General features: G+C 57.5%; 22 protein-coding genes and 1 other annotated feature. Of the genes, 8 read left to right on the top strand and 14 right to left on the bottom strand.

What is annotated here, in order from left to right:
* The first annotated feature begins 101 nt into the window (after positions 1-101).
* Positions 102-1,115 carry an LPS O-antigen chain length determinant protein WzzB gene (wzzB, locus tag ACZ3HG_RS06235; protein ID WP_465332297.1) on the top strand — a complete coding sequence of 338 codons (1,014 nt, stop codon included), beginning with the start codon at positions 102-104 and terminating at the stop codon, positions 1,113-1,115.
* A gap of 93 nt (positions 1,116-1,208) precedes the next feature.
* On the opposite strand, the gene hisIE is transcribed toward wzzB, so the two are convergent.
* The 9 genes from hisIE to hisL form a co-directional block, all read right to left on the bottom strand.
* The gene (gene hisIE / locus ACZ3HG_RS06230) at positions 1,209-1,820 is read right to left on the bottom strand and encodes a bifunctional phosphoribosyl-AMP cyclohydrolase/phosphoribosyl-ATP diphosphatase HisIE (protein WP_465332295.1); all 612 of its coding nucleotides are present in this window, start codon (positions 1,818-1,820) and stop codon (positions 1,209-1,211) included.
* Positions 1,814-2,590 (bottom strand): imidazole glycerol phosphate synthase subunit HisF, encoded by a 777-nt coding sequence (hisF, locus tag ACZ3HG_RS06225; RefSeq protein WP_191932874.1) that lies wholly within the window; start codon positions 2,588-2,590, stop codon positions 1,814-1,816. The genes hisIE and hisF overlap by 7 nt, the downstream gene beginning before the upstream one ends.
* A complete protein-coding gene (gene hisA, locus ACZ3HG_RS06220) occupies positions 2,572-3,306 on the bottom strand; it encodes a 1-(5-phosphoribosyl)-5-[(5-phosphoribosylamino)methylideneamino]imidazole-4-carboxamide isomerase (protein WP_191932873.1) in 735 nt (244 codons plus the stop codon). The genes hisF and hisA overlap by 19 nt, the downstream gene beginning before the upstream one ends.
* A 5-nt stretch (positions 3,307-3,311) precedes the next feature.
* A complete protein-coding gene (gene hisH, locus ACZ3HG_RS06215; protein ID WP_062742798.1) occupies positions 3,312-3,902 on the bottom strand; it encodes an imidazole glycerol phosphate synthase subunit HisH in 591 nt (196 codons plus the stop codon).
* Positions 3,902-4,966 (bottom strand): bifunctional histidinol-phosphatase/imidazoleglycerol-phosphate dehydratase HisB, encoded by a 1,065-nt coding sequence (hisB, locus tag ACZ3HG_RS06210; protein WP_191932872.1) that lies wholly within the window; start codon positions 4,964-4,966, stop codon positions 3,902-3,904. Before hisB ends, hisH begins: the two co-directional genes overlap by 1 nt.
* The gene (gene hisC, locus ACZ3HG_RS06205) at positions 4,963-6,054 is read right to left on the bottom strand and encodes a histidinol-phosphate transaminase (protein WP_465332291.1); all 1,092 of its coding nucleotides are present in this window, start codon (positions 6,052-6,054) and stop codon (positions 4,963-4,965) included. The genes hisB and hisC overlap by 4 nt, the downstream gene beginning before the upstream one ends.
* Positions 6,051-7,361 (bottom strand): histidinol dehydrogenase, encoded by a 1,311-nt coding sequence (gene hisD, locus ACZ3HG_RS06200; protein ID WP_465332289.1) that lies wholly within the window; start codon positions 7,359-7,361, stop codon positions 6,051-6,053. The genes hisC and hisD overlap by 4 nt, the downstream gene beginning before the upstream one ends.
* A gap of 4 nt (positions 7,362-7,365) precedes the next feature.
* Positions 7,366-8,265 (bottom strand): ATP phosphoribosyltransferase, encoded by a 900-nt coding sequence (gene hisG / locus ACZ3HG_RS06195; protein WP_191932869.1) that lies wholly within the window; start codon positions 8,263-8,265, stop codon positions 7,366-7,368.
* A 57-nt stretch (positions 8,266-8,322) separates the two neighbouring features.
* Positions 8,323-8,445, bottom strand: a sequence feature (His leader region).
* The gene (gene hisL / locus ACZ3HG_RS06190) at positions 8,421-8,468 is read right to left on the bottom strand and encodes a his operon leader peptide (protein WP_118665699.1); all 48 of its coding nucleotides are present in this window, start codon (positions 8,466-8,468) and stop codon (positions 8,421-8,423) included. Its footprint overlaps the feature before it by 25 nt.
* Before the next feature lie 178 nt (positions 8,469-8,646).
* On the opposite strand from hisL, the gene ACZ3HG_RS06185 reads away from it, so the two are divergent.
* Positions 8,647-9,474 carry an SDR family oxidoreductase gene (locus ACZ3HG_RS06185; protein WP_465332286.1) on the top strand — a complete coding sequence of 276 codons (828 nt, stop codon included), beginning with the start codon at positions 8,647-8,649 and terminating at the stop codon, positions 9,472-9,474.
* A gap of 88 nt (positions 9,475-9,562) precedes the next feature.
* Here ACZ3HG_RS06185 and ACZ3HG_RS06180 read toward each other — a convergent pair whose 3' ends face one another.
* Genes ACZ3HG_RS06180 through puuD form a run of 3 tightly spaced genes read right to left on the bottom strand, consistent with a single transcriptional unit; the run spans position 9,563 to position 12,185 of the window.
* Positions 9,563-10,840, bottom strand: a complete 1,278-nt coding sequence (locus ACZ3HG_RS06180; RefSeq protein WP_191936573.1) for an NAD(P)/FAD-dependent oxidoreductase — start codon at positions 10,838-10,840, stop codon at positions 9,563-9,565.
* Between the two features lie 26 nt (positions 10,841-10,866).
* A complete protein-coding gene (gene puuR / locus ACZ3HG_RS06175; RefSeq protein ID WP_465332284.1) occupies positions 10,867-11,424 on the bottom strand; it encodes an HTH-type transcriptional regulator PuuR in 558 nt (185 codons plus the stop codon).
* Positions 11,421-12,185, bottom strand: coding sequence for a gamma-glutamyl-gamma-aminobutyrate hydrolase (gene puuD, locus ACZ3HG_RS06170; protein ID WP_465332282.1), 765 nt, complete (start codon positions 12,183-12,185; stop codon positions 11,421-11,423). The genes puuR and puuD overlap by 4 nt, the downstream gene beginning before the upstream one ends.
* Before the next feature lie 219 nt (positions 12,186-12,404).
* Here puuD and ACZ3HG_RS06165 point away from each other — a divergent pair, with 219 nt between their 5' ends.
* Positions 12,405-13,823: a glutamine synthetase family protein gene (locus ACZ3HG_RS06165; protein WP_465332280.1), complete on the top strand. Its 1,419-nt coding sequence runs from the start codon at positions 12,405-12,407 to the stop codon at positions 13,821-13,823.
* 468 nt (positions 13,824-14,291) lie between these two features.
* Complete coding sequence (locus tag ACZ3HG_RS06160) at positions 14,292-15,659, top strand: APC family permease (protein WP_062742788.1); 1,368 nt, start codon at positions 14,292-14,294, stop codon at positions 15,657-15,659.
* Between the two features lie 62 nt (positions 15,660-15,721).
* Here the strand turns inward: ACZ3HG_RS06160 and sbcB are convergent, their stop codons facing one another.
* Positions 15,722-17,149, bottom strand: a complete 1,428-nt coding sequence (gene sbcB, locus ACZ3HG_RS06155; RefSeq protein ID WP_191933128.1) for an exodeoxyribonuclease I — start codon at positions 17,147-17,149, stop codon at positions 15,722-15,724.
* Positions 17,150-17,512: 363 nt separating this feature from the next.
* Between sbcB and dacD the strand changes: the two genes are divergently transcribed.
* From dacD to ACZ3HG_RS06140, 3 genes are all read left to right on the top strand, one after another.
* The gene (gene dacD, locus ACZ3HG_RS06150) at positions 17,513-18,658 is read left to right on the top strand and encodes a serine-type D-Ala-D-Ala carboxypeptidase DacD (protein WP_191933127.1); all 1,146 of its coding nucleotides are present in this window, start codon (positions 17,513-17,515) and stop codon (positions 18,656-18,658) included.
* Between the two features lie 196 nt (positions 18,659-18,854).
* A complete protein-coding gene (locus tag ACZ3HG_RS06145) occupies positions 18,855-19,913 on the top strand; it encodes an FUSC family protein (RefSeq protein ID WP_062742787.1) in 1,059 nt (352 codons plus the stop codon).
* 161 nt (positions 19,914-20,074) lie between these two features.
* Positions 20,075-20,392 carry a DUF496 family protein gene (locus ACZ3HG_RS06140; RefSeq protein WP_062742786.1) on the top strand — a complete coding sequence of 106 codons (318 nt, stop codon included), beginning with the start codon at positions 20,075-20,077 and terminating at the stop codon, positions 20,390-20,392.
* A gap of 58 nt (positions 20,393-20,450) precedes the next feature.
* On the opposite strand, the gene ACZ3HG_RS06135 is transcribed toward ACZ3HG_RS06140, so the two are convergent.
* Positions 20,451-21,524 carry a LacI family DNA-binding transcriptional regulator gene (locus ACZ3HG_RS06135; RefSeq protein ID WP_191932863.1) on the bottom strand — a complete coding sequence of 358 codons (1,074 nt, stop codon included), beginning with the start codon at positions 21,522-21,524 and terminating at the stop codon, positions 20,451-20,453.
* A 176-nt stretch (positions 21,525-21,700) separates the two neighbouring features.
* Between ACZ3HG_RS06135 and ACZ3HG_RS06130 the strand changes: the two genes are divergently transcribed.
* Positions 21,701-22,597, top strand: coding sequence for a Kdo hydroxylase family protein (locus ACZ3HG_RS06130; protein ID WP_191932862.1), 897 nt, complete (start codon positions 21,701-21,703; stop codon positions 22,595-22,597).
* Positions 22,598-22,659 lie beyond the last annotated feature (62 nt).

Genomic DNA, 22,659 nt, shown 5'->3' with positions numbered 1-22,659 from the left:
TAAGAATCTATCCATAGCGTTTTATTCTCAACTCAACTACATTTATTCAGTTAACGCCTCAGGTTAATCTTATTTTCTTTTGCGCAGAGTTTACTGACTATATGAATCCCGATAATAAAAATGTTGAGCTGTCCTCCCATCACCAGAAACGTTTCAATACAGCCGATGAAATCGATTTACTGGAAGTTATTACTCAGCTATGGAATGGCAAAAAAACAATCATTATCGGCGTGATTGTTGCTATGCTGTTCGCTGGAGTATATCTTTTTTTCGCGGAAGAAAAATGGACCTCAACTGCTATTGTTGCTACCCCCACTTCAGGGATGATTGCTAACTACAACGCCTCTCTGAGCGTGCTGTATAAACAAACTCCGGCAGACAAACCACCTCTTCCCGATCTGCAAAACCAGTTCTTTGGCCGCTTTGCAGCCTCGATGACTGCGCTCTCATCAGCGTTGCGTAATCTTGCAGAACCCCAGATGCTTAAAGTTGATCAGGTGGTTAAAGGCAGCAACGATCAGCTTAGCGTTGCTTACACGGCAAATACATCGAAGGATGCGCAGGCGCAGCTGACCAAGTATATCGAACATATCAACGATAAAATCGTCGACGGCTACACCGCCGATCTCAGGCGCACGCTGGGGGTAAAAACCAGCGAGCTTTCCAGCGCGCTGGATACGCAGAAGCAAGTGGCGATTGATAAAAAGCAACAGCGTATGGATGCCATCAAACAGGCGCTGACTATTGCAGAAGCCTCCGGGGTGAAGACTTCGCAGCTGAATCAGGCGGAGTACCTGTCGGATGATACGCTCTATCTGCTGGGTACCAGCGCACTGCAGTCGATGATTCAGAATGAGGCGACTAAACCGTTACTTTACGATCAATCCTACTACGATACCCAGAGCGCCTTGCTGGCGGTGACGCATATGAAGATTGACCTGTCACATCTGCAGTCGTACCGCTACATCTCTACCGCCGACTTGCCCATTCGCCGCGATAGCCCGAAAAAGACGTTAGTGATGCTGCTGGCGATTATTCTTGGCGGGGTAGTGGGTTCAGGGATAGTGATTGGACGCAATGTCAGCGCCAGCTACCGCTTGCGGAAAAACAGTTAACTTTAAAGCATCTAACATTAGGCCGGGATCACCGGCCTATTTTATGTGTAACGATAAAGGCCGGTTAACCGGCCTTTGCTGTTTCTGCTGCCGTTATTTGTGACGCTGACGCAGATTCTCAATGACCGCCGAGAGGTTCAGATCCTGGTCCTGAAGCAGTACCAGCAGATGATAAACCAGGTCGGAGGCTTCATTGGTCAGTTCATGGTGGTCGTTGACCGTCGCGGCCAGCGCCACTTCCACGCCTTCTTCACCCACTTTTTGCGCAATGCGCTTGGTGCCGCTGGCATACAGGCTGGCGGTATAGGAGCTTTTCGGATCGGCGTGCTTGCGCTCTGCCAGCAGCTGTTCCAGCTGGTACAGGAACGTCCAGTCGCTGGCGGCCGGGGAGAAGCAGCTGGAGGTGCCCAGGTGGCAGGTAGGCCCGACCGGGTTGACCAGCAGCAGCAGCGTGTCGTTATCGCAGTCCTGGGTGATGCTGACCACGTTCAGGAAGTGCTCAGAGGTTTCACCTTTGGTCCACAGGCGCTGTTTAGTGCGCGACCAGAAGGTGACTTTGCCGGTTTCCAGCGTTTTGGCCAGCGCTTCCTGATTCATATAGCCGTGCATCAGCACTTCGCCAGAGACCGCGTGCTGGACGATAGCAGGCATCATGCCGTCAGTTTTCACCCAGTCGAGCCGGGACAGTTGTTCTTCAGTTAACACGCGCGAATCTCCACACCTTTTTCAATCAGGAACGCCTTCAGCTCCCCGATATTAATAATCTGTTTATGGAACACGGAAGCGGCCAGTGCGCCATCAACATTGGCATCACGGAAGGCTTCATGGAAATGTTCCGGGGTACCGGCACCACCGGAGGCAATCAGCGGGACGTTGCAGATGGCACGCACCTTCTGCAGCTGGACCAGGTCATAACCGTTGCGCACCCCGTCCTGGTTCATCATGTTCAGCACGATTTCACCTGCACCGCGCTTCTGCACTTCCTGCACCCAGTCGAGGGTTTCCCAGGTGGTGACTTTGGTACGGCTTTCGTCCCCGGTGTACTGATTGACGTGATACTTGCCGCTTTCGCTGTCGTACCAGGTATCAATGCCGACCACGATGCACTGTACGCCGAAGCGATCGGCAAGCCGGGTGATCAGTTCAGGATCGGCCAGCGCCGGGGAGTTAATTGAAATTTTATCTGCGCCGAAAGAGAGCAGCAGGGCGGCATCTTCCACCGACTTAATCCCGCCCGCCACGCAGAAGGGAATATCAATCACCTCTGCCACGCGCGAGATCCAGCTCTTATCGACGACGCGTCCGTCGCTGGAGGCCGTAATATCATAAAATACCAGTTCATCCGCGCCTTCCTGCGCATAGCGCTGTGCCAGCGGCACGATATCACCGATGATCTCGTGGTTGCGGAACTGCACGCCTTTCACCACCTGGCCATCACGTACGTCCAGGCAGGGGATTATCCGTTTTGCCAGCATGAAATTGCCTCCGATACGGTAAATTTATCTTCCAGCAGGGCGCGACCGACGATCACACCCTGTGCGCCACAGCCGCGCAGGGCGGCGATGTCCTCCAGTGAGCCGATGCCACCTGAGGACTGGAAGGCAATGGTCGGGTAGCGCGTGGAGACTTCGCGATACAGCTCAACGTTAGACCCACTCAGAGTGCCGTCGCGGGAAATATCGGTACAGAGCACGTGTTTCAGCCCGAAGGGTAAGAACTGGTCAATGACATCTTCCAGTGTAATCCCACTGGCTTCCTGCCAGCCGCTGATGGCCACGTCTTTACGCCCGCCGTCAATGCGTACGTCGAGGGCCAGCACAATGGCTTCTGCGCCATACTGACGGAACCAGGCCTGCACCTCCTCCGGCTGTTTCACCGCCGTGGAGCCGACCACGACGCGCGTAGCGCCCGCATTGAGCAGGGCTTCTACATCCTCTTTCGTGCGGATGCCGCCGCCCACCTGCACCGGTACGCTGACGCCCGCCAGCAGTTTGGTCAGCAGCGGGATCTGGCGCGCTGCCGGGTTTTTCGCTCCGGTCAGGTCCACCAGGTGCAGCAGCTGCGCACCCTGTGCCTCATAATCCTGTAAGCGCGGCAGTGGGTCGCTGCCGTAGTCACGCTGCTGGCCGTAATCGCCCTGATGCAGACGTACCACGTTGCCATCAATCAAATCTAATGCCGGGATAATCATGCCAGTTACATCTCCAGGAAGTTTTTCAGCAGCTGCGCGCCGGCGGCACCGGAACGTTCCGGGTGGAACTGCACGCCAAAGAAGTTATCTTTCTGCACCGCGGCGGTAAAGGCTTCGCCGTAATGGCATTGGGCAATGGTGTACGCATTCACTGGCATGGCGTAGCCGTGGACAAAGTAGAAATACGCACCGTCATCAATCCCGCGAAACAGGTGGTTACCCGCCTGGGCGGTGATCTGGTTCCAGCCCATATGCGGCAGTGGCAGGCCATGGTCGGTCATCCGCTGCACCGGATGCTCAATAATATTCAGCGTGGTAATACCGCCGCTCTCATCGCTGCCGCTTCCCAGTAGCTGCATGCCCAGGCAGATGCCCAGCACCGGTTGGGTACAGGCTTTGATCAGGTCAATCAGGTCGCGTTCGCGCAGCTGGTCCATCGCGGCCTGGGCGGTGCCCACGCCGGGCAGGAACAACTTATCCGCGTTGAGTACCACATCGGCTTCTTTACTGACGACGGGCTCATAGCCCAGGCGCTGCACCGCCCATTTAACGGAGGAGAGGTTGGCACAGCCGGTATCCAGGATCACCACATCCATCACAGCACTCCTTTTGAGCTGGGCAGCGTATTACCCTCTACGCGGATTGCCTGACGCAGCGTGCGGCCAAAGGCTTTAAACAGGCTTTCGACACGGTGATGATCGTTTTTGCCTTTGGTGCGCAGGTGCAGGGTACTGGCCATGGTGTAAGAGAGCGAGCTAAAGAAGTGCTCAACCATCTCGGTACTCAGGTCACCGACGCGCTGGTAGCTGAACTCGGCTTTATATTCGAGGTGCGGACGGCCGGAGATATCCAGCGCACAGCGTGCCAGACACTCGTCCATCGGCAGCACAAAGCCGAAGCGACCGATACCGCGTTTGTCGCCCAGCGCCTTCAGCAGCGCCTCACCCAGCGCCAGCCCGGTGTCTTCCACCGTGTGGTGATCGTCAATGTACAGGTCGCCTTTCACATCAATGTTCATGCGGAAACCGCCGTGCGTGGAGATCTGGTCAAGCATGTGGTCAAAGAAGCCGACGCCAGTGTTAATTTTGCTGTCACCTTCACGATCCAGCCACACCTCCACTTTAATCTGTGTCTCTTTGGTGTTGCGCTGTACCAGTGCATAGCGGTCGCGCTTTGTCAGCTGCTGTTCAATAGCGTTCCAGTTGAGATCTTTGCCGTACAGCAGGCCGGTAATGCCCATGTTCTGCGCCAGCTGCACGTCGGTGGCGCGGTCGCCAATCACATAGCTGTTGGCGGTATCGATCGCGCCTTCTGCCAGCCAGGCGTCGACCATTTTGGTTTTTGGTTTGCGGCAGTCACAGTTGTCTTCCGGCAGGTGAGGGCAGATCAGCACATCGCTGAACGTCACGCCCTGCGAGCGGAAGATCTGCATCATCAGATTGTGCGGACCGTCGAAGTCACTTTGCGGGAAACTGCGGGTACCCAGACCGTCCTGATTGGTGATCATCACCAGCTGGTAGCCCGCTTTCTGCAGGGACAGCAGGGCCGGGATGACGTCGGGCTCAAAGGCCAGTTTGTCCATGCGGTCGACCTGGTAATCTTCCGGTGGCTCAGAAATAAGGGTGCCATCGCGATCGATAAAGAGGACTTTCTGACTCATGCTTGCTCCTGAGAAACGGGGTAACCGGGTAATGATTTTAGTGCAGCAACGGCGCGTTCGCACTCAGCGCGGGTACCGATTGAGATACGCAGGCATCCGGCCAGACCTGGCTGCTTATTCTGGTCACGCAGGATAATACCCTGGTTCCAGAGCGCCTTAAATACGCTCGCTGAGTCGGCGAAACGCGCCAGGACATAGTTGGTGTCGCTCTCAAACACCTGTTCAACACAAGGTAAGGTACGCAGGTCGGCGATCAGCCGCTCGCGGGTGGCGATCAGCTCGCTGACATGCTGGCGCATCAGTGCGATGCCCTCGTCACTCAGTGCCTGGCCCGCAATGTCAGCGACCGGCGTAGAGAGCGGATAAGGAGCAATCACCTTCATCAGCAGCGCAATCACGTCCGCATTCGCCAGGGTGAAGCCACAGCGCAGGCCCGCCAGGGCAAAGGCCTTGGACAGCGTGCGCAGGATCACCAGGTGGGGATAATCCTTCAGCCAGCCGGCAAGAGACGCCTGCGGGCAGAACTCGATGTAGGCTTCGTCGGCCACGACCAGGGCTTTACCACGCGTCATCTCCAACAGCTGACGGAGATCGTCCGGGTTAATCAGGTTGCCGGTCGGGTTGTTCGGGCTGCAGACATACACCAGCTTTACGCCGTCCAGCTGCCCGGCAATGGCCGGCAGATTAAGCTGCCAGCCTTCACCGGCTTCCACCGTGCGGTATTCAATGCCAATGGTTTCGGCACTGACGCTGTACATACCGTAGGTGGGCGGGCAGAACAGCACGGCATCGTGGCCCGGCTCACAGAAGGCGCGCATCAACAGTTCGATGCCTTCATCAGCCCCACGGCTGACCAGCACCTGCTGTGGCGTCAGGCCGGCGTAGGCGGCATAACGCTCAATCACCTGCTTTGGCTGACATTCCGGATACCGGTTCAGCGTCTGCTGACTGAGCTCAAACGGCACGGCCAGCGGGTATTCGTTGGCGTTCAGCCACACGTCACCGTTACCGCCCAGGCGGCGTGCCGACTGATACGGCGTCAGAGCGCGGATGTTCGCACGGGCCAGATCTTCAATGCTGCTGCTCATGATGGCTCCCTGTTCAGTGCGGCCACCCGCAGGGTGACGGCGTTTTTGTGGGCGGTCAGCTGTTCGGCCGCCGCGAGGATCTCAATGGTCGCAGCCAGACCCATAAAGCCCTCGCGGGTCAGCTCCTGTACGGTCATCCGCTTCTGGAAATCCGCCAGCCCCAGGCTGGAGCAGGTCGCGGTATAACCGTAGGTCGGCAGCACGTGGTTGGTGCCTGATGCGTAATCCCCGGCAGATTCCGGTGACCAGTCACCAAGAAACACGGAACCGGCGCTGGTAATGCTGTCCACCAGGTCGCGCGCCTGGCGCGTCTGGATAATCAGGTGCTCCGGCCCGTAACGGTTGCTGATCTCAACGCACTGTTGCAGATCGCGCGTGACGATCAGGCGGCTGCTCTGCAGCGCTTTCGCCGCCGTTGCGGCACGCGGCAGTTCAGCCAGCTGACGCTCAACGGCGTCTGCCACCCTTTCGGCCATCTTTTGCGACGGCGTCAGCAGGATCACCTGTGAGTCCGGGCCATGCTCTGCCTGCGACAGCAGGTCGGAGGCGACAAAGTCCGGCGTGGCACCGTCATCGGCAATCACCAGAACTTCAGAGGGCCCGGCCGGCATATCAATGGCGGCCCCGTCCATACGCTGGCTCACCTGGCGTTTTGCTTCGGTGACCCAGGCATTGCCCGGGCCAAAGATTTTATCCACTTTCGGCACGGATTCGGTACCGAAGGCGAGGGCGGCAATAGCCTGGGCGCCGCCCACCTGGAAGACTTCCGTCACGCCACACAGCTGCGCCGCGTACAGGATTTCATCGGCTACCGGCGGCGGGGAGCAGAGCACGACGCGGCCACAGCCGGCGATACGCGCCGGGGTAGCCAGCATTAATACCGTGGAGAACAGCGGTGCCGACCCCCCCGGAATATACAGGCCAACGGAGGCAACCGGGCGGGTCACCTGCTGGCAGCGCACGCCAGGCTGCGTTTCGACATCCACGGCGGGCAGCTGCTGCGCGAGATGGAAGGTCGTGATGTTGGCGACCGCAACCGCCATCGCCTGTTTGATCTCGTCACCCAGTCGGGCACAGGCGTCGGCGATCTGCTGTTCGCTGACGCGCAGCGCATCGACCCGGGTTTTGTCGAAGGTCGCACTGTATTCACGCAGTGCGTCATCACCTTCCGTTGACACTCTGTCCAGGATGCCGCGGACGGTGGCACTGATGCTGTCAGAGGCTTCCAGCGCCGGGCGGCGCAGCAGCGCCTGCTGCTGTTCCGCACTGCAATCCTGCCAGGAAATGGGGGTCATCAGGGTCGCCATCGGGTTACTCCATCATCTTCTCAATAGGCAGTACCAGAATGGAACTGGCACCGAGCGCTTTCAGTTTTTCCATGGTTTCCCAGAACAGCGTTTCGCTGCTCACCATGTGCATGGCCACGCGACTCTTGTCACCGGCCAGCGGCAATACGGTCGGGCGCTCGGCCCCCGGCAGCAGGGCAATGATATCGTCCAGACGCTCGCTGGGAGCGTGCAGCATGATGTATTTGGACTCACGCGCCTGAATCACGCCCTGAATACGGGTCATCAGCTTATCAATCAGCTCCTGCTTGGCTACCGGCATTTCACCGTCACGCTGAATAAGGCAGGCTTTTGACCGGTAGATCACTTCCACTTCACGCAGGCCGTTAGCTTCCAGCGTGGCACCGGTGGATACCAGGTCACAGATCGCATCGGCCAGACCGGCGCGCGGGGCGACTTCGACCGAACCGTTCAGCAGGCAGGATTTGAAGCTGACGCCCTGCTTATCGAGGTACTTTTTCAGCAGGTGAGGATAGGAGGTGGCAATCCGGGTGTTTTGTAAGCACTGCGGGCCGGTATACTCATCGTCCACGTTCATCGCCAGCGACAGGCGGCAGCCGCCAAAATCAAGGCGGCGCAGCGTAAAGTAACGCGGATCGTCACCCTGTGCACGGCGGGTCAGCAGCTCTTCTTCCAGCACGTTTTCCCCGATAATGCCCAGGTCAACCACGCCGTCCATCACCAGCCCCGGAATATCGTCATCGCGCACCCGCAGAATATCGATGGGCATGTTTTCAGCGAAGGCGATCAGACGCTGCTGCTGCAGGTTAATTTTGATTCCGCAGCGGGCGAGCAATTCGCGTGATTCATCGCTTAAACGGCCAGATTTCTGCATAGCTATGCGTAAACGGGTGTTATCTAACATGGGTTATTGTCCTTTTCCTGTCTGATGTTGTCGCCGCGTTCTGCTGATCTCAGGGCATAAAAAAAGCCCCCGGAAGGCGATCTTCCGGGGGCTGAGTTTGCGTTCTGCACCACTGGAAGATCCTGATCGTCTTCCAGCACACATCGCCTGAAAGACTAGTCAGGGTGATGGTGATGATGGTGATTAAACTGAACGCGTTTCATAAAATTCTCTTGGATGAATGGATATTCATTTCGTGATAAATAACCTAACGAGAATAGGCGCGTGGCGCAACCCTTTTTTATGAATGTTGAAAAATTCTCTTATCATCTGTGGGTTGTCACCCGGGAAGGGCTGGCGTAGCCTGAGGGAATAACCGTCTGTATAAACAGGAGCTGAGGGATGAAACGAGTCGCAATTGTGGGGCTGGGATGGCTGGGAATGCCGCTGGCCATGTCGCTGACGGCGGCAGGCTGGCAGGTGACGGGGACGAAAACCACCCTCGACGGGGTGAATGCCGCCCGTAACAGCGGTATTGACAGCTATCACCTGGAGCTGACGCCGGAGCTGAACTGCGACGCCGATGACCTTGACGCGTTGCTGAGTGTGGATGCGCTGGTGATCACCCTGCCAGCCAGCCGGACCGCCGCCGGGGGCGAAAATTATCTGCTGGCGGTGCAGCAGCTGGTGGACAGCGCGCTGGCTTTTAGCGTGCCACGCATTATTTTCACCAGTTCGACCTCGGTCTATGGCGATGGCCAGGGCTTGACGAAAGAGAGCAACGTGCTGGAGCCGGTCAGCGTGGCCGGGCAGACACTGAAGACGCTGGAAAGCTGGCTGCATCAGCTGCCGAATACCTCTGTTGATATTCTCAGGCTGTCAGGGCTGGTCGGCCCGGGACGTCATCCCGGTCGTTTCCTCGCCGGTAAGACCGATCTGACCAATGGTTCTCAGGGGGTTAACCTCGTGCATCTGGACGACGTGATAGAGGCGATTTCCCTGCTGCTTCAAACGCCCAAAGGCGGCCATATTTATAACCTCAGCGCACCTGCCCACCCGGCGCGTAAGCAGTTTTACCCGCAGGTCGCCCGCCAGCTGGGCCTTGAGCCGCCTACCTTCGTCGCCGACAGCGACAGCAACACCGGCAAGCTCATTGATGGCAGTAAAATCTGTCGCGAGCTGGGGTTTGAATACCAGTATCCTGACCCGGACAGAATGCCGCTGTCGTAATGAACGACCGGCTGACCAAAACAGCCGGTCAGCCGTTGTAACGGGGGAGGCCAGTCGCGCCATTATCCGGCCTTTTTACGGCCGGCTTCTACACACCCAACCGGTCTCTTAACGCATACCAGGCCGCGCCGATGGCCGTTAACGGCACGCGCAGGCTTCGGCCGCCGGGGAAGGGCAGGTGGGGCAGCGTGGCAAAGGCATCAAAACGCTCTGCGTCACCGCGCAGGGCCTCGGCGATTAATTTGCCCGACAGGTGGGTGCTGGTGACCCCGTGGCCGCTGTCCCCCTGCATGTAGTAGACGCCGTTTTCCAGCCGCCCGAACTGCGGCATGCGCGACAGGGTCAGCAGAAAGTTGCCGCTCCAGGCATAGTCGAACTTTACCCCGGACAGCTGCGGGAAGGTTTTTAGCAGCTTCGGGCGGATCAGGGCATCAATATCCCCCGGGTCGCGTGCGCCGTAGATCACCCCCCCGCCGTACAGCAACCGGTTATCCGCGGTCAGGCGAAAATAATCCAGCAGATAGTTGCAGTCTTCCACGCAGCGGTGACCGGGCAACAGCGACAGGGCCTGGTCTGCTGACAGCGGCTCGGTGGCGACAATCTGCGAGCCACAGGGCAGGCTCTTTTTCGCCAGGCGCGGCTCAAGATGCGGGGCAAGATAGGCATTGCCGGCAAAGATCACAAAGCGCGCGCTGACGCTTCCGCGTTCAGTGCGAAGGTGATGGGGAGAACCATAGTTTACCGCCGTGACCGCGGAGTGTTCATAAATACGCCCGCCGTGGCGGCGCACCGCTTCCGCCTCACCCAGCGCCAGATTCAGCGGATGAATATGCCCGCCGCGCTTGTCCAGTAGCCCACCGACGTAGCGTTCTGAACCGACTTCCCGGCGAATACCGCTCTGGTCAAGCAGCTCAACGTCATGATTACCATAGCGCTGCCACAGCTGGTGCTGGGTCGTGAGATGCTGCATCTGACGGTTATTCAGCGCGGCAAAAATCCCGCCAGGGCGATAGTCACAGTCAATGGCATAGCGATCGATACGATCGCGGATGATCGCCGCCCCTTCAAACATCATGCTACCCAGCAGGCGCGCTGTTTCTTTACCGTAGCGCTGCTCAATGACATCAACATCGCGGCTGTAGGAGTTCACCACCTGACCCCCGTTGCGCCCGCTGGCACCGAAGCCCACGCGGGCGGCTTCCAGCAGGACCACATCGTAGCCCGCTTCGGTCAGAAACAGGGCGGAGGACAGCCCGGTAAATCCGCCGCCAATGATGCAGACGTCACACTGGATATCCTCTTCCAGCTGTGGCCAGGGAGCATGTGCGTTAGCGGTGGCGGCATAGTAGCTGTGGACATGTTCCATGCGCACTCCTTTGATCCGTAAGAAAGTCAGAAGGTGGCCGGCGTATGTGCGCTGATAATGCGGCACGGCCGGGTAGAAGCATTGGTAAAACTGTGGGGTTGACCGGTGTCGATGACGTAGCTTTGACCGGTATGCAGCCGGTAATCCTGGCCACTGAGGGTCAGCACGATCTCGCCTTCCAGCACCGTACCGGTTTCTTCACCCTGATGGCGGATCCGCTCACCGGTGGTCGCCCCCGGGTCATACGTTTCCAGCAGCATTGCCAGCGTACGCTGTGGATCCCCGTTATGGATCAGGCGCAGTGAGACGCCCTGACTGCCAATCTCAACCAGCTCGTGGGCATCAATGACCACTTTTGGCGCTGCATCAATGGCCTTTTCGGCAAAAAACGCCGACAGCGACAGGCCGTAGACCTTCAGGAGTTTTTGCAGGGTACTGACGGCCGGACTGACTTTGTCCTGTTCGATGGTGCTGATGGCGCTGTGCGTCAGCCCGGACAGCTCGGCCACGCGACGCTGCGACAGCCCCATCTGCTGGCGAATTTCTGCCAGCCGCCGTCCGGGGGCGAGAGAGATTTCGTTCATTGTCGTGCATCCGCTCTGGCCTGCAGGCAGGCCGCAATAAAGCCCTCAAATAGCGGGCGGGACAGGGGTGAAGAGTCGCTGTGCCATTCCGGATGCCACTGGACGGCGAGGGCAAACGGGTGCTGACGGTGGCTGACCGCTTCGATCAGCCCGTCTGCGGCGCGGGCCTCGACGCGCAGGCAGTCACCCGCCCTGCGGATACCCTGCTGGTGTAATGAGTTAACCCGGAATGTCTCACCGTCACCGGCCAGCGAAGCCAGCAGGCCACCGGGCTCAACCCAGACTTCATGGGCCGGGGCATACTGCTGGTCAAGGGGGAGCGCTTCATCTTCACGGTGTTCCTGCAGGCCCGGTACCTCGTGCAGCTGACGGTGCAGTGTGCCGCCGGTGGCTACCACCAGTTCCTGCAACCCCCGGCAGATCGCCAGCAGCGGCATGCGGTGTTCAAGCGCATAGCGGATCAGGGCAAAGGCGAGCCGGTCGCGCCCGGGATCAGCCAGTGACTCCGCGCCGCTTTCGCCGTAGTGCCTGGGTTCAATGTTGCTGGGGCTGCCGGTCAGCAGGATGCCATCCAGAACGGTCATCGCGTTTTCTAATAGATCAGGAGACGACATCAGCCCGTGGGGAAGGGCCAGCGGTACGCCGCCGTGCATCAGGATCGCATCGAGATATTTGTTATGCACCATCTGAGTGGGATGGCCGCCTTTGTCAATCTGGCACATCACCACGCCAATCAATGGCTTGTCAAAAATAATGCCCATTACTCCCCCTGTATGCCTGGTCAATATATCAACCACGCGGACCCCGAAAGGCCGGAAACTGTGCAATATATTTTCAATCTAGCAATCACCTGCTTAATATTCAAACGCAATAAGGCCAGAAATAAAGCGCCCTGTAACATTTGCACACTTTTTCTGTTAGCGCTATGTTAAGAGAGTGGCTGTTATTTTGAGCAGTTTTCAACAACCTGAAAGGGTGACGTGATGACCAATATTGTCGAAGTAGAAGACTTCACGCGGCACAGTGAAGAGAAACGAACCAGCGCGTTCCGGAATGAGGTGAAGGCCTATCTGGAACGCTATCCTGACACGCAGTATGCCGATATTCTCCTCAACGATTTAAACGGCGTTTTTCGTGGAAAACGCATCCCCATCGCCAGCCTGATCAAGCTTGATAAAGGCTGCTACTTCCCCGCCTCGGTTTACGCCATGGACATTCTGGGCAATACCGTAGAAGAAGCCGGACTCGGTCAGGCAATGGGGGAACCCGACAATATTTGTATGCCTGTTGAAGGCTCGCTTACCCCCTCTGCCGCCGACCCGCAGCATCTTGCACAGGTCCTGCTGACCATGTGTAATCAAGATGGCACTCCCTTTGACGTTGAACCCCGAAATGTCCTCAATCACCTCTGGCAGCGCCTGCGCAACCGGGGACTGTTTCCGGTGGTAGCGGTAGAGCTGGAGTTCTATCTGGTCGATAAGCAGCGAGATGCGGAAGGGGATATTCAGCCGCCGTGTGCGCCGGGTAGCGACGAACGTAATATGCAGAACCAGGTTTACTCGGTCGATAATCTTGACCACTTCTCTGCGGTGCTGAGTGATATTGACGCGCTGGCGCATCTGCAAGGGATCCCGGCCGAGGGGGCCCTGGCGGAGGCCTCGCCCGGGCAGTTTGAAATCAACCTGAACCACACGCGCCACGTGCTTAATGCCTGCGACTATGCCGTACAGCTAAAAAGGCTGGTGCGTCAGGTGGCCGAGCAGCACGGCATGAACGCCACCTTTATGGCGAAACCTTATGAAGCCTATGCGGGTAGCGGAATGCACGTGCATATCAGCATGCTGGACGCGGCAGATCATAATGCCTTTGCCGGGGATGACGGCAGTGATTCACCGCTTCTCAAGCGCGCGCTGGCCGGGATGATTGATTTGATGCCCGCCTCCATGGCGCTGCTGGCCCCCAATGTAAATGCCTACCGTCGTTTTCTGCCGGATGCGTTTGTACCGCTGCAGGCCTCATGGGGCCACAATAACCGCACCGTGGCGCTGCGCATCCCCTGCGGGGATCCTGACAACCACCGGATCGAATACCGGGTGGCCGGGGCGGATGCGAACCCCTATCTGGTGATGGCGGCCATACTGGCCGGCATTCTGCACGGTCTGGATAATCAGCTGCCGTTGCCCCCTGCGGTAAAAGGTAACGGGCATGAAGCTGAGGGGAACCCGCTGCCCATTCGTCAGAGTGATGCGCTGGCAGCCTTTGAGCAAAGCCATGCGATGCAGGCGCTGCTGGGTAGCCGTTTTGGCTTTGTCTGGCATCAATGCAAACACCATGAACTGATGCAGTTTGAACGGCTGATTACGGCGACAGAAATTGACTGGATGCTGAAAAATGCCTGAGGATTTCCCCCGGCGGGCGGGACTGTCACGCCGGGCTTACTGTTGAGATAACAATTAATTGTAAGTGAAGCTCTCGGGGGCTTGTCATCGTGCCTTAATCTGGTGCAAAATACGCGCCCTGCAAAACGATACCTGTAAACCGACGCTGATTTACCCGGCGGCGGTATTTTTTTATTCGTCGCTTAAGCAGGAACTTTTTTCGCCTTTAAAGAGGCCGGTCCAGAACCGGATAGATATTCGCTTTTAAATACACTTTGACGTGTCTTATTGAGGAAACAACCATGGGGCTTCACCTTCTTACTCCAGCGTTTGCTGGGATCCGCCAGCGCGATGACTACGGCGCCACAGCAGGTTATACCTTCACGCCTGCCTGTTATTCCCAGAATCCTCTTTTGAAAAGCTATCGCACCCTGCGTAGCTCCCCTGTGGTTCAACCCAGAACGGTTGATGCTATGGGGAGATTAAATCATGTCGCTTGATCACCTGAATCCCGCCGCCCAGCCGCGTGCAAAACTGAAAAAAACGCTGACGTTACTGCCTGTTGTCATGATGGGTCTGGCTTATATGCAGCCAATGACCTTGTTTGATACGTTTGGCATCGTTTCTGGCCTGACGGATGGCCACGTCGCGACCGCATACGCATTCGCGCTGATTGCTATTCTTTTTACCGCACTGAGCTACGGCCAGTTGGTACGTCGTTTCCCGTCAGCGGGTTCGGCCTATACCTATGCGCAGAAAGCGATCAGCCCGCACGTCGGCTTTATGGTCGGCTGGTCTTCGCTGCTTGATTATCTGTTTATGCCGATGATCAATATTTTACTGGCGAAAATTTACTGGGAAGCGCTGGTTCCCGGGGTTCCCTCGTGGATCTTTGTGGTGCTGCTGGTGGGCTTTATGACCCTCTCGAACCTCAAAGGCATTAAAACCGTTGCCAACTTCAACAGCGTGATTGTGGTGCTGCAGGTGGTGGTGATGGTCGCGATCATGGCGATGGTGGTCTGGGGTGTGGCGCACGGTGAAGGCGCAGGCACGCTGGTCAGCAGCAGGCCGTTCTGGTCGGAAAACGCCAACGTGGTGCCGATGATCACCGGGGCGACCATACTCTGCTTCTCGTTCCTCGGTTTTGATGGCATCAGTTCGCTGTCCGAAGAGACGAAAGATGCAGAGCGCGTGATCCCGAAAGCGATCTTCCTGACCGCGCTGATCGGGGGCGTCATCTTTATTGTTGTGTCCTACTTCCTGCAGCTGTACTTCCCGGATATCTCACGCTTTAAGGATCCGGACGCGTCACAGCCGGAAATCATGCTCTACGTGGCAGGCAAGGCCTTCCAGTTCGGCATTCTGATCTTCTCCTGTGTCACGGTGCTGGCTTCTGGTATGGCTGCACATGCGGGCGTTTCGCGTCTGATGTATGTGATGGGGCGTGACGGGGTATTCCCGGTCAGCTTCTTCGGCTACGTTCATCCGAAATGGCGTACGCCAGCGCTGAACGTGCTGCTGGTAGGGGTAATTGCGCTGTCCTCCATCACCTTCGATCTTGTGACCGCAACGGCGCTGATTAACTTTGGTGCGCTGGTGGCATTCACCTTCGTTAACCTGTCGGTGATTTCACAGTTCTGGATCCGTGAGAAGCGCAACAAGACCTTCAAAGACAACATCAAGTTCCTGGTGCTGCCGCTGATGGGGGCGCTGACCGTCGGGGCGCTGTGGGTTAACCTGGAAGAGAGCTCAATGATTCTGGGGCTGGTATGGGGGGCGATTGGCCTGCTGTATCTGGCATTTGTTACCCGCAGCTTCCGTAACCCGGTGCCGCAGTGCAGTGAAGATCTGATGTAATCCTGCGGGGTCATCAATCTGTTTTAAGGGCGGACCGCCTGTCGCGGTCCGCCTTTTTCATATCAGGACACCAGTTCCCTTGCATACTCAAACAGCGCCTTCAGCTGGTCGAGCTTCACTTGATCCCCTTCGTACTGATTAAACAGCATCTCCAGCTCCTGGACGTAGCGCTGTACCCGTTCCGGGTTCAGCATCTCGCGGCGATGCTGTAACCAGCGTTTCTGTTCCGCGTCGTCCAGCGTGCCGGGGAAGTTGCGTGCGCGGAAGCGGAATAGCAGCTTCTCGATACGCCCGTCATTAAAGGCTAAATCCAGCGCCGGCAGGTTTTCCGGGGCGGTCTGGCGAATGATATTCATCGCATTCCGGTCGGCGTCGCTGAAGAACCCGTTATAGAGCTGAGCATCTACGTCGTCCGACGGCGTAAAGGGTTCCGCTTCGGCAAACAGGGCCACCACTTTTTCGCGGACTTCAGGATGCTGGCGCAGCAGGGCAAGATTGTCCAGGCAGCGCTGGCGGTCAATGCCGATGCGTTCGGCATCTTCCGGGCGCAGTGTATTCGCCGGAGCCACCACCGGGCACTTGTTAATATGCACCAGCTTTAACGGCACCGGGGAGGCGTCGCCCAGCTCGCCGCGCGGGGTATACAGCCGTTCGCGCAGCGCGTCGGCATCCAGCTCAAGCAGGGGGGTCATATCCCCGCCGAGATCGCAGGTAATCAGGGCATTGCGGTTATCCGGGTGCCAGGCCAGCGGCGCTATCCAGCTGGTGTTGCCGCGTGCGGCACCAAACATGCCCGAAATATGCACCAGCGGCTTCATCTGGGGAATATCCACCAGCGCGCTGATCTTCTGCTTGTTGCGGTGACTGAACAGGAAGTCGTACAGGCGTGGTTGCTTCTCTTTGACCCGCTTCGCCATGGCAATAGTGGCGTAGACGTCCGACATGGCATCATGGGCGTTTTCGTGGGCGACGCCATTGGCTTTGGTCAGATGCTCCAGGCGGAAGCTGGGTAAACCATCGTCATTTTCCGGCCATTCAATGCCGTCCGGACGCAGGGCATAACAGGCCCGCATCACGTCCAGCAGATCCCAGCGGCTGTTGCCGTACTGCCAGCTCCAGGCATAGGGATCATAAAAGTTGCGGTAGAGCAGGTTGCGGGTGACTTCATCGTCAAAACGCACGTTGTTATAGCCGACCACGCAGGTATTGGGTTCGCTGAAAAGCTGATGAATGCGGCGGGTAAACTCCGCTTCGCTGACGCCGCGTGCGAGGGCAATCTGCGGGGTAATGCCGGTGATCATTACGGCTTCGGGCTGCGGCAGGTAATCGTCCGCAGGCTGGCAGTAAAACACCTCTGGCTCACCGATAATATTAAAATCCATATCGGTACGGATACCGGCGAACTGCGCAGGGCGGTCCAGCGACGGGCTTTTACCGAAGGTTTCATAATCGTGGAAAAGGAAGGTGGGTTGATTCGCTTTGTCTTTCACGGTTTCGCTGTCCACTTCTGTTTGTTAACTGTTGAAAACGCAGTGCCTGATTCCCTGTGTGAACCTTCCCGCATTGACATAGGCTGTCAGTGTAAACCATATCTGAAGATGCACGAAATAGGTCAGCGGCTGACCGCCCTGGCACCCTGGCACTGCCTCGCGGCAGGACGGAAACATCCCGCAGGCAGGAGAGGGAAGGCCAGCAAAAAAAATTTCCGCTAATCCCCTGATTTATTCATATTTTCTTGCAATTTAGTCACGCAAAGACATGGCGGATGCCGTACAACAGGCGCAGTTTTTTATTCTGCATATGTTGAGGATCGATCGTTGAAAAAGCATCAGCTTGCAAGTTTGTGTCTGGTCATGGCGTTGAGCAGTGCTGCCGTTACCGCCGGCCAGCCCGCGCAGGACGCGCTGGCGTTCCCGTTAACGTCCCCGGCGATTGATGCCGCCTCCTGGGTGCTGATGGATGCGACCACTGGCCAGATCCTGACATCAGGCAATCCGGATGAGCGGCGGAACCCGGCCAGCCTGACGAAGCTGATGACCGGTTATGTGGTGGATCGCGCCATTGATAAAAAGCGCATCACCCGTGACGATATTGTTACCGTTGGTAAGGACGCCTGGGCCGAAGGCAATCCGGTATTTAAAGGCTCATCGCTGATGTTCCTGAAACCGGGGGATAAAGTGTCGGTGCGCGACCTCAGCCGCGGGGTGATCATTGATTCTGGCAATGATGCCTGTGTTGCCCTGGCCGATTATGTTGCCGGTAGCCAGGCCAGTTTTGTCACGCTGATGAACCAGTACGTCGACAAGCTGGGCCTGAGCAACACCCACTTTGAAACCGTACACGGGCTGGATGCGCCCGGACAATTTACCACGGCTCGTGATCTCGCCGTCCTCTCCCGGGCCATTATCAGCGGGGAGCCAGATTTTTATCAGATGTACAGTGAGAAATCGCTCACCTGGAACGGCATTACCCAGCAGAACCGCAACGGGCTGCTGTGGGACAAAACGCTGCATGTTGACGGTCTGAAAACCGGGCATACCGAAAGTGCCGGCTTTAATATCATCGCCTCCAGCGTCGACGGCCAGCGCCGCCTGATTGCGGTGATCATGGGGGGGAAAAGCTCAAAAGGGCGGGAAGAGCAGGCGCGTAAACTGCTGACCTGGGGCCAGAATAACTTTGATACGGTGCAGCTGTTCCACGCCGGCAAAGAGATTGGTCATGAAACCGTGTGGTACGGTAACCCGCACCGCATTTCGCTCGGCAGTGAAAAAGATGTGTTCCTGGCGCTGCCGCGTGATGAGGTGCAAAAGGTGAAAGCCAAATATGTCATCGACCGTAAGGATCTGGAAGCGCCAATCAAACTGCATGAGCAGGTGGGCACAATCCAGCTGGTAGAAGGTGACAAAACGCTGGCCAGCTATCCGCTGGTGGCGCTTCAGCCGGTTGAGGAGGCTGGGATCGTGACCCGCATCAGCGACTGGATCAAGCTGAAGTTGTGATAAAAGTGTGAATGTCATCCGTCAGAAGAAAACGGGTGATTAATGCTATGTTTCCACAGGGTAAGTTAAGTGTTTTCTGCTGCTTACCCTGATTAAATGAGGGGAAAAACAGCCGTAAAACGGCGATTCTCCGTCTGCTCCCGTCCCCCGCTTCAGGTATGATGTCCCGCTCATTCTTCTTCTTTCGGAGCCACCTTTGCGACCGGACAAGCCGCTGACGGCGTTTGAATTCAGCCTGTATCGTAATTATCGCATCGTGCACGGCGTGCGTATCGCGCTGGCCTTCATTCTGACGTTCCTGCTGGTCAGGGTGATGGCGATCCCGGAAGGCAGCTGGCCGCTGATCACGCTAGTGGTGGTGATGGGGCCGATCTCCTCGTGGGGCAATGTTTTCCCCCGCGCGGTTCAGCGTATTGGCGGCACGATCTTTGGTTCTATCTCCGGGCTGATTGCACTCAAGCTGGAGCTGATCTCCCTGCCGGTGATGCTGATATGGTGTGCAGCGGTGATGTTTATCAGCGGTTTTCTGACACTGGGTAAGCACCCGTATATGGCGCTGCTGATTGGTATCACACTGGCGGTGATTTGCGGCGGGGTGCCGGGTGATATGACCACCGCTCTGTGGCGCGGGGGGGATGTGATCCTCGGGTCGCTGCTGGCGCTCCTGTTTACCAGTATCTATTCACAGAAGGCCTATACCCACTGGCGCATCCAACTCTCCGACCTGCTGCTGGAAACCGCCCGCGTCTATCATGCCGGATTTTCGCCTAACCTGGTGGAGAAACCGCGCCTGACGCGTCCGCTGCAGCGCCTGCTGAGTAATGTGATCAAAATGCGTGCGCTGATTGAGCCTTCCAGCAAAGAGACGCGTACGCCGCGCTCGGTGTTTGAGGGGATCCAGACCCTGAACCGCAACCTGGTCTGTACGCTGGAGCTTCAGCTGAATGCCTGGTGGGCATCGCGCCAGAGCCATCTGATTATGCTGAATGCGCCGGCGCTGCGCAGAACCCAGCAGATGACGGAAAATACCCTGCGCGCGCTGTCACGTGTGATCGTTGAAGGTGACACGGGTAAAATGGCGGCCAACAGCGAGGAACTGGCAGAAATCACCCGCGAATTACGTCAGCTGATCGCGGAATCAGACAGCGACGAGCTGGTGGAAACACCGATCCACGGCTATGTCTGGCTGAGCCTGGAAATGGCCAGCCAGTTAGAAAGACTGACCGAGTTGATCCGCCTGACGTTGCGAAAATAGAATGTTCCAGCAACAACTTACTGCGAGCTGACTCGCTTCAGGGTAAGATAGGGGGAATCCGGTTCAGTAAGTTTAAAATTGCCATCGGCAGCGGCTCGCCGTTAAGCTGATAGCCACGATAATGATGCCTGTATGCGCAGGCCCAAATGAAAGGTGTCTTCATGGAAAATGCAAAACAATCATTTCAGGACGTACTGGAGTTCGTGCGTATGTTCCGTCGTAAGAACAAGCTTCAGCGTGAAATTACCGACAACGAAAAGAAAATCCGTGATAACCAGAAGCGTGTGCTGCTGCTGGACAACCTCGGCGAGTACATCAAGCCAGGCATGAGCGTGGAAGCCATCCAGGAGATTATCGCCAGCATGCGCAGCGATTACGAAGATCGCGTTGATGACTACATCATCAAAAATGCTGACCTGTCGAAAGAGCGCCGTGACCTGTCCAAGAAACTGAAATCTCTGGGTGAACCGAAAGCGTAACGACGCACGGTCAGTTCAGCGCAACACGAGAAAGCCGGGCTTACGCAGCCCGGCTTTTTTATTGCCCGTCATTGTCCAGCTGCTGCGCCAGTCGCCGCAGCTCGGCCGCCACCGGATGCGCGAGGCGTTTTGCCGCACGCGGCGCGGCTGTGCTGGCCCGCACCACCAGGTCGGTGGCAAAGGGCGGCAGCAGCGCCTGCCTGCCGGGCTGTTCAAGCTGGTCAGTCAGCCACTGAACGCTTCTTTCACCCAGATGGCGCATATCCTGGCGCACGGTGGTCAGGGGCGGCTGATACCAGGCACTGTCGGCCGTATCATCGTATCCCACCACCGAGACGTCAGCGGGTACCGCTACGCCCATCTGATGCAGCGCCTGCATCGCACCCAGTGCCATCTGATCGTTTGCCACCAACAGGGCCGTCGGTAAGACCTGCCCCATTAGCTGCATCACGGCCAGATAGCCCGACTGTGCGCTCCAGTCGCCCTCAAACTGGCAGACAGGCGTCAGATGATGCTCCTCCAGCACCTGACGCCAGACCGCCGTGCGTGCGCGTGCCGCCACCGAGTCTGCCGGGCCGTTAAGCAGTGCGATACGCCGGTGCCCGAGCTGCAGCAGATGCTCCGCGCCCTGGCGCGCGCCGGTATGGGCGCTGAAGCTGCAGCTGGGCACGTCGGCGTCGTCAGCGACATCCAGAAACAGACAGGGCAGGGAGGCCGCCATCCGTTCGATCTGCTGCGCCGCCTGGGCATCCAGCGGCACATTGATTAACAGCGCGTCTACCCGCTGAGAGAGCAGATCGCTGACCGCCTGCTGCGCACCACCGTCGTCCGCCATGGCGATCACCAGATGATAGCCCAGCTGGCTGGTTCGCCGCTGGATGGCTGAGGCGATCTGCGCCGGGGCCAGCAGCGCCAGATCGCTGGTGGCGAGACCGAGCGTTCGGGTATTTTTCCCGGCCAGCTGCTGCGCGACCCGGTTGGGCACGTAGTTCAGCGCCAGCATGGCCGCCTCCACCCGTTTGCGGGTCTGTTCTGCGACCTGGCTTGAATGGTTCAGCACCCGGGATACGGTCTGATAGGACACACCGGCGGCGCTGGCGACATCCTCCAGCGTCACAGAGCGGGATCTCATGGTTAACTCCTGTTTTTAATAGCGCAGTTTAGCAATAAAAGGGATCCGCATCCGTTGCTGCGCGGCTGCACCGATTCCGTCCATCCGGTTGAACTCCGGTTTAATTTTGATTTAAACCGCAGAATATACTATTCGCTGAACTCACAGGATCTTACAGCAGTCTATAAGGATATAATATGTCTGAACAATCGTTAACCCGGGAGCAGGTCATCTGTACGCTGCCTCTGACCCGCTGGGATGAGTCCCTGCCCGATACGCACGCGCTGGAGTCACTGGAGCAGGGTAAAGTCCTGTTTCTTCCCCGTCTGACGTTCTCCCTGCTGCCAGAGGAACAGGCGTTACTGAACCCGGCACTGACCGATCCTAAACGCAAAAATATCAGCTTTAATGCAGATAAAGGCCAGCTGCGTGGCATTGCCCGCCCGGAAAATGCCCCTCAGGTTAGCCAGCTGCTGGCGCGTTACTATCGTCACTGTCTGCAACTGGTGGATGCGCTGTTGCCCGAATACAGCCATGTACTGCACTCGCCGGTCAATACGCTGCGCCTGCACCCGGTCACAGCGTGGCGGGAAAAGAGCTCATGGCGCAAAGATGACAGCCGCCTGCACGTCGATGCGTTCCCCTCCCGGCCGATTCAGGGGGAGCGCATCCTGCGTATCTTTACCAATATCAATCCCGCAGGTGAGCACCGCGAGTGGCGCGTCGGTGAACCGTTCCCGGTACTGGCACAGCGCTTTATGCCGCATATGAAAGGCTATTCTCCCCTGAACAGCTGGCTGCAACACCGTCTGGGCATGACCAAATCTTTTCGTACAGGGTACGATCATATGATGCTGCGGCTGCATGATGCGATGAAAGCGGATCAGGGCTATCAGGAGCAGGGGCCCCAGGTCGCCCTGTCTTTACCGGCGGGCAGCAGCTGGATCTGCTTCGCCGATCAGACGCCCCACGCCGCCATGGGCGGTCAGTTTATGCTGGAGCAGACGTTTCTACTGCCGGTAACCGGTATGAAACATCCTGAACAGGCCCCTGTCGCGGTGCTGGAAAAACTGCTGCACCGACGCCTGCTGTAAAGGGACCTGGCGGCCCGGACCGGCCGCCTATTTTTGCCGTATTTTGAAACATAAAAAGACTT

The sequence above is a fragment of the Erwinia sp. PME.40.26/001 genome, from assembly GCF_055556675.1.
Note: the sequence above shows the minus strand (reverse complement) of the source record. Positions and strands in the feature narration are given on the sequence as shown.

What these genes read in the sequence shown, in the direction of transcription:
- wzzB (WP_465332297.1), top strand. Translation starts at nt 102, where the DNA reads ATGAATCCCGATAATAAAAATGTTGAGCTGTCCTCCCATCACCAGAAA.
- hisF (WP_191932874.1), bottom strand. Translation starts at nt 2,590, where the DNA reads ATGCTGGCAAAACGGATAATCCCCTGCCTGGACGTACGTGATGGCCAG.
- hisA (WP_191932873.1), bottom strand. Translation starts at nt 3,306, where the DNA reads ATGATTATCCCGGCATTAGATTTGATTGATGGCAACGTGGTACGTCTG.
- hisH (WP_062742798.1), bottom strand. Translation starts at nt 3,902, where the DNA reads ATGGATGTGGTGATCCTGGATACCGGCTGTGCCAACCTCTCCTCCGTT.
- hisB (WP_191932872.1), bottom strand. Translation starts at nt 4,966, where the DNA reads ATGAGTCAGAAAGTCCTCTTTATCGATCGCGATGGCACCCTTATTTCT.
- hisC (WP_465332291.1), bottom strand. Translation starts at nt 6,054, where the DNA reads ATGAGCAGCAGCATTGAAGATCTGGCCCGTGCGAACATCCGCGCTCTG.
- hisD (WP_465332289.1), bottom strand. Translation starts at nt 7,361, where the DNA reads ATGGCGACCCTGATGACCCCCATTTCCTGGCAGGATTGCAGTGCGGAA.
- hisG (WP_191932869.1), bottom strand. Translation starts at nt 8,265, where the DNA reads ATGTTAGATAACACCCGTTTACGCATAGCTATGCAGAAATCTGGCCGT.
- ACZ3HG_RS06185 (WP_465332286.1), top strand. Translation starts at nt 8,647, where the DNA reads ATGAAACGAGTCGCAATTGTGGGGCTGGGATGGCTGGGAATGCCGCTG.
- ACZ3HG_RS06180 (WP_191936573.1), bottom strand. Translation starts at nt 10,840, where the DNA reads ATGGAACATGTCCACAGCTACTATGCCGCCACCGCTAACGCACATGCT.
- puuR (WP_465332284.1), bottom strand. Translation starts at nt 11,424, where the DNA reads ATGAACGAAATCTCTCTCGCCCCCGGACGGCGGCTGGCAGAAATTCGC.
- puuD (WP_465332282.1), bottom strand. Translation starts at nt 12,185, where the DNA reads ATGGGCATTATTTTTGACAAGCCATTGATTGGCGTGGTGATGTGCCAG.
- ACZ3HG_RS06160 (WP_062742788.1), top strand. Translation starts at nt 14,292, where the DNA reads ATGTCGCTTGATCACCTGAATCCCGCCGCCCAGCCGCGTGCAAAACTG.
- dacD (WP_191933127.1), top strand. Translation starts at nt 17,513, where the DNA reads ATGGCGTTGAGCAGTGCTGCCGTTACCGCCGGCCAGCCCGCGCAGGAC.
- ACZ3HG_RS06140 (WP_062742786.1), top strand. Translation starts at nt 20,075, where the DNA reads ATGGAAAATGCAAAACAATCATTTCAGGACGTACTGGAGTTCGTGCGT.
- ACZ3HG_RS06135 (WP_191932863.1), bottom strand. Translation starts at nt 21,524, where the DNA reads ATGAGATCCCGCTCTGTGACGCTGGAGGATGTCGCCAGCGCCGCCGGT.
- ACZ3HG_RS06130 (WP_191932862.1), top strand. Translation starts at nt 21,701, where the DNA reads ATGTCTGAACAATCGTTAACCCGGGAGCAGGTCATCTGTACGCTGCCT.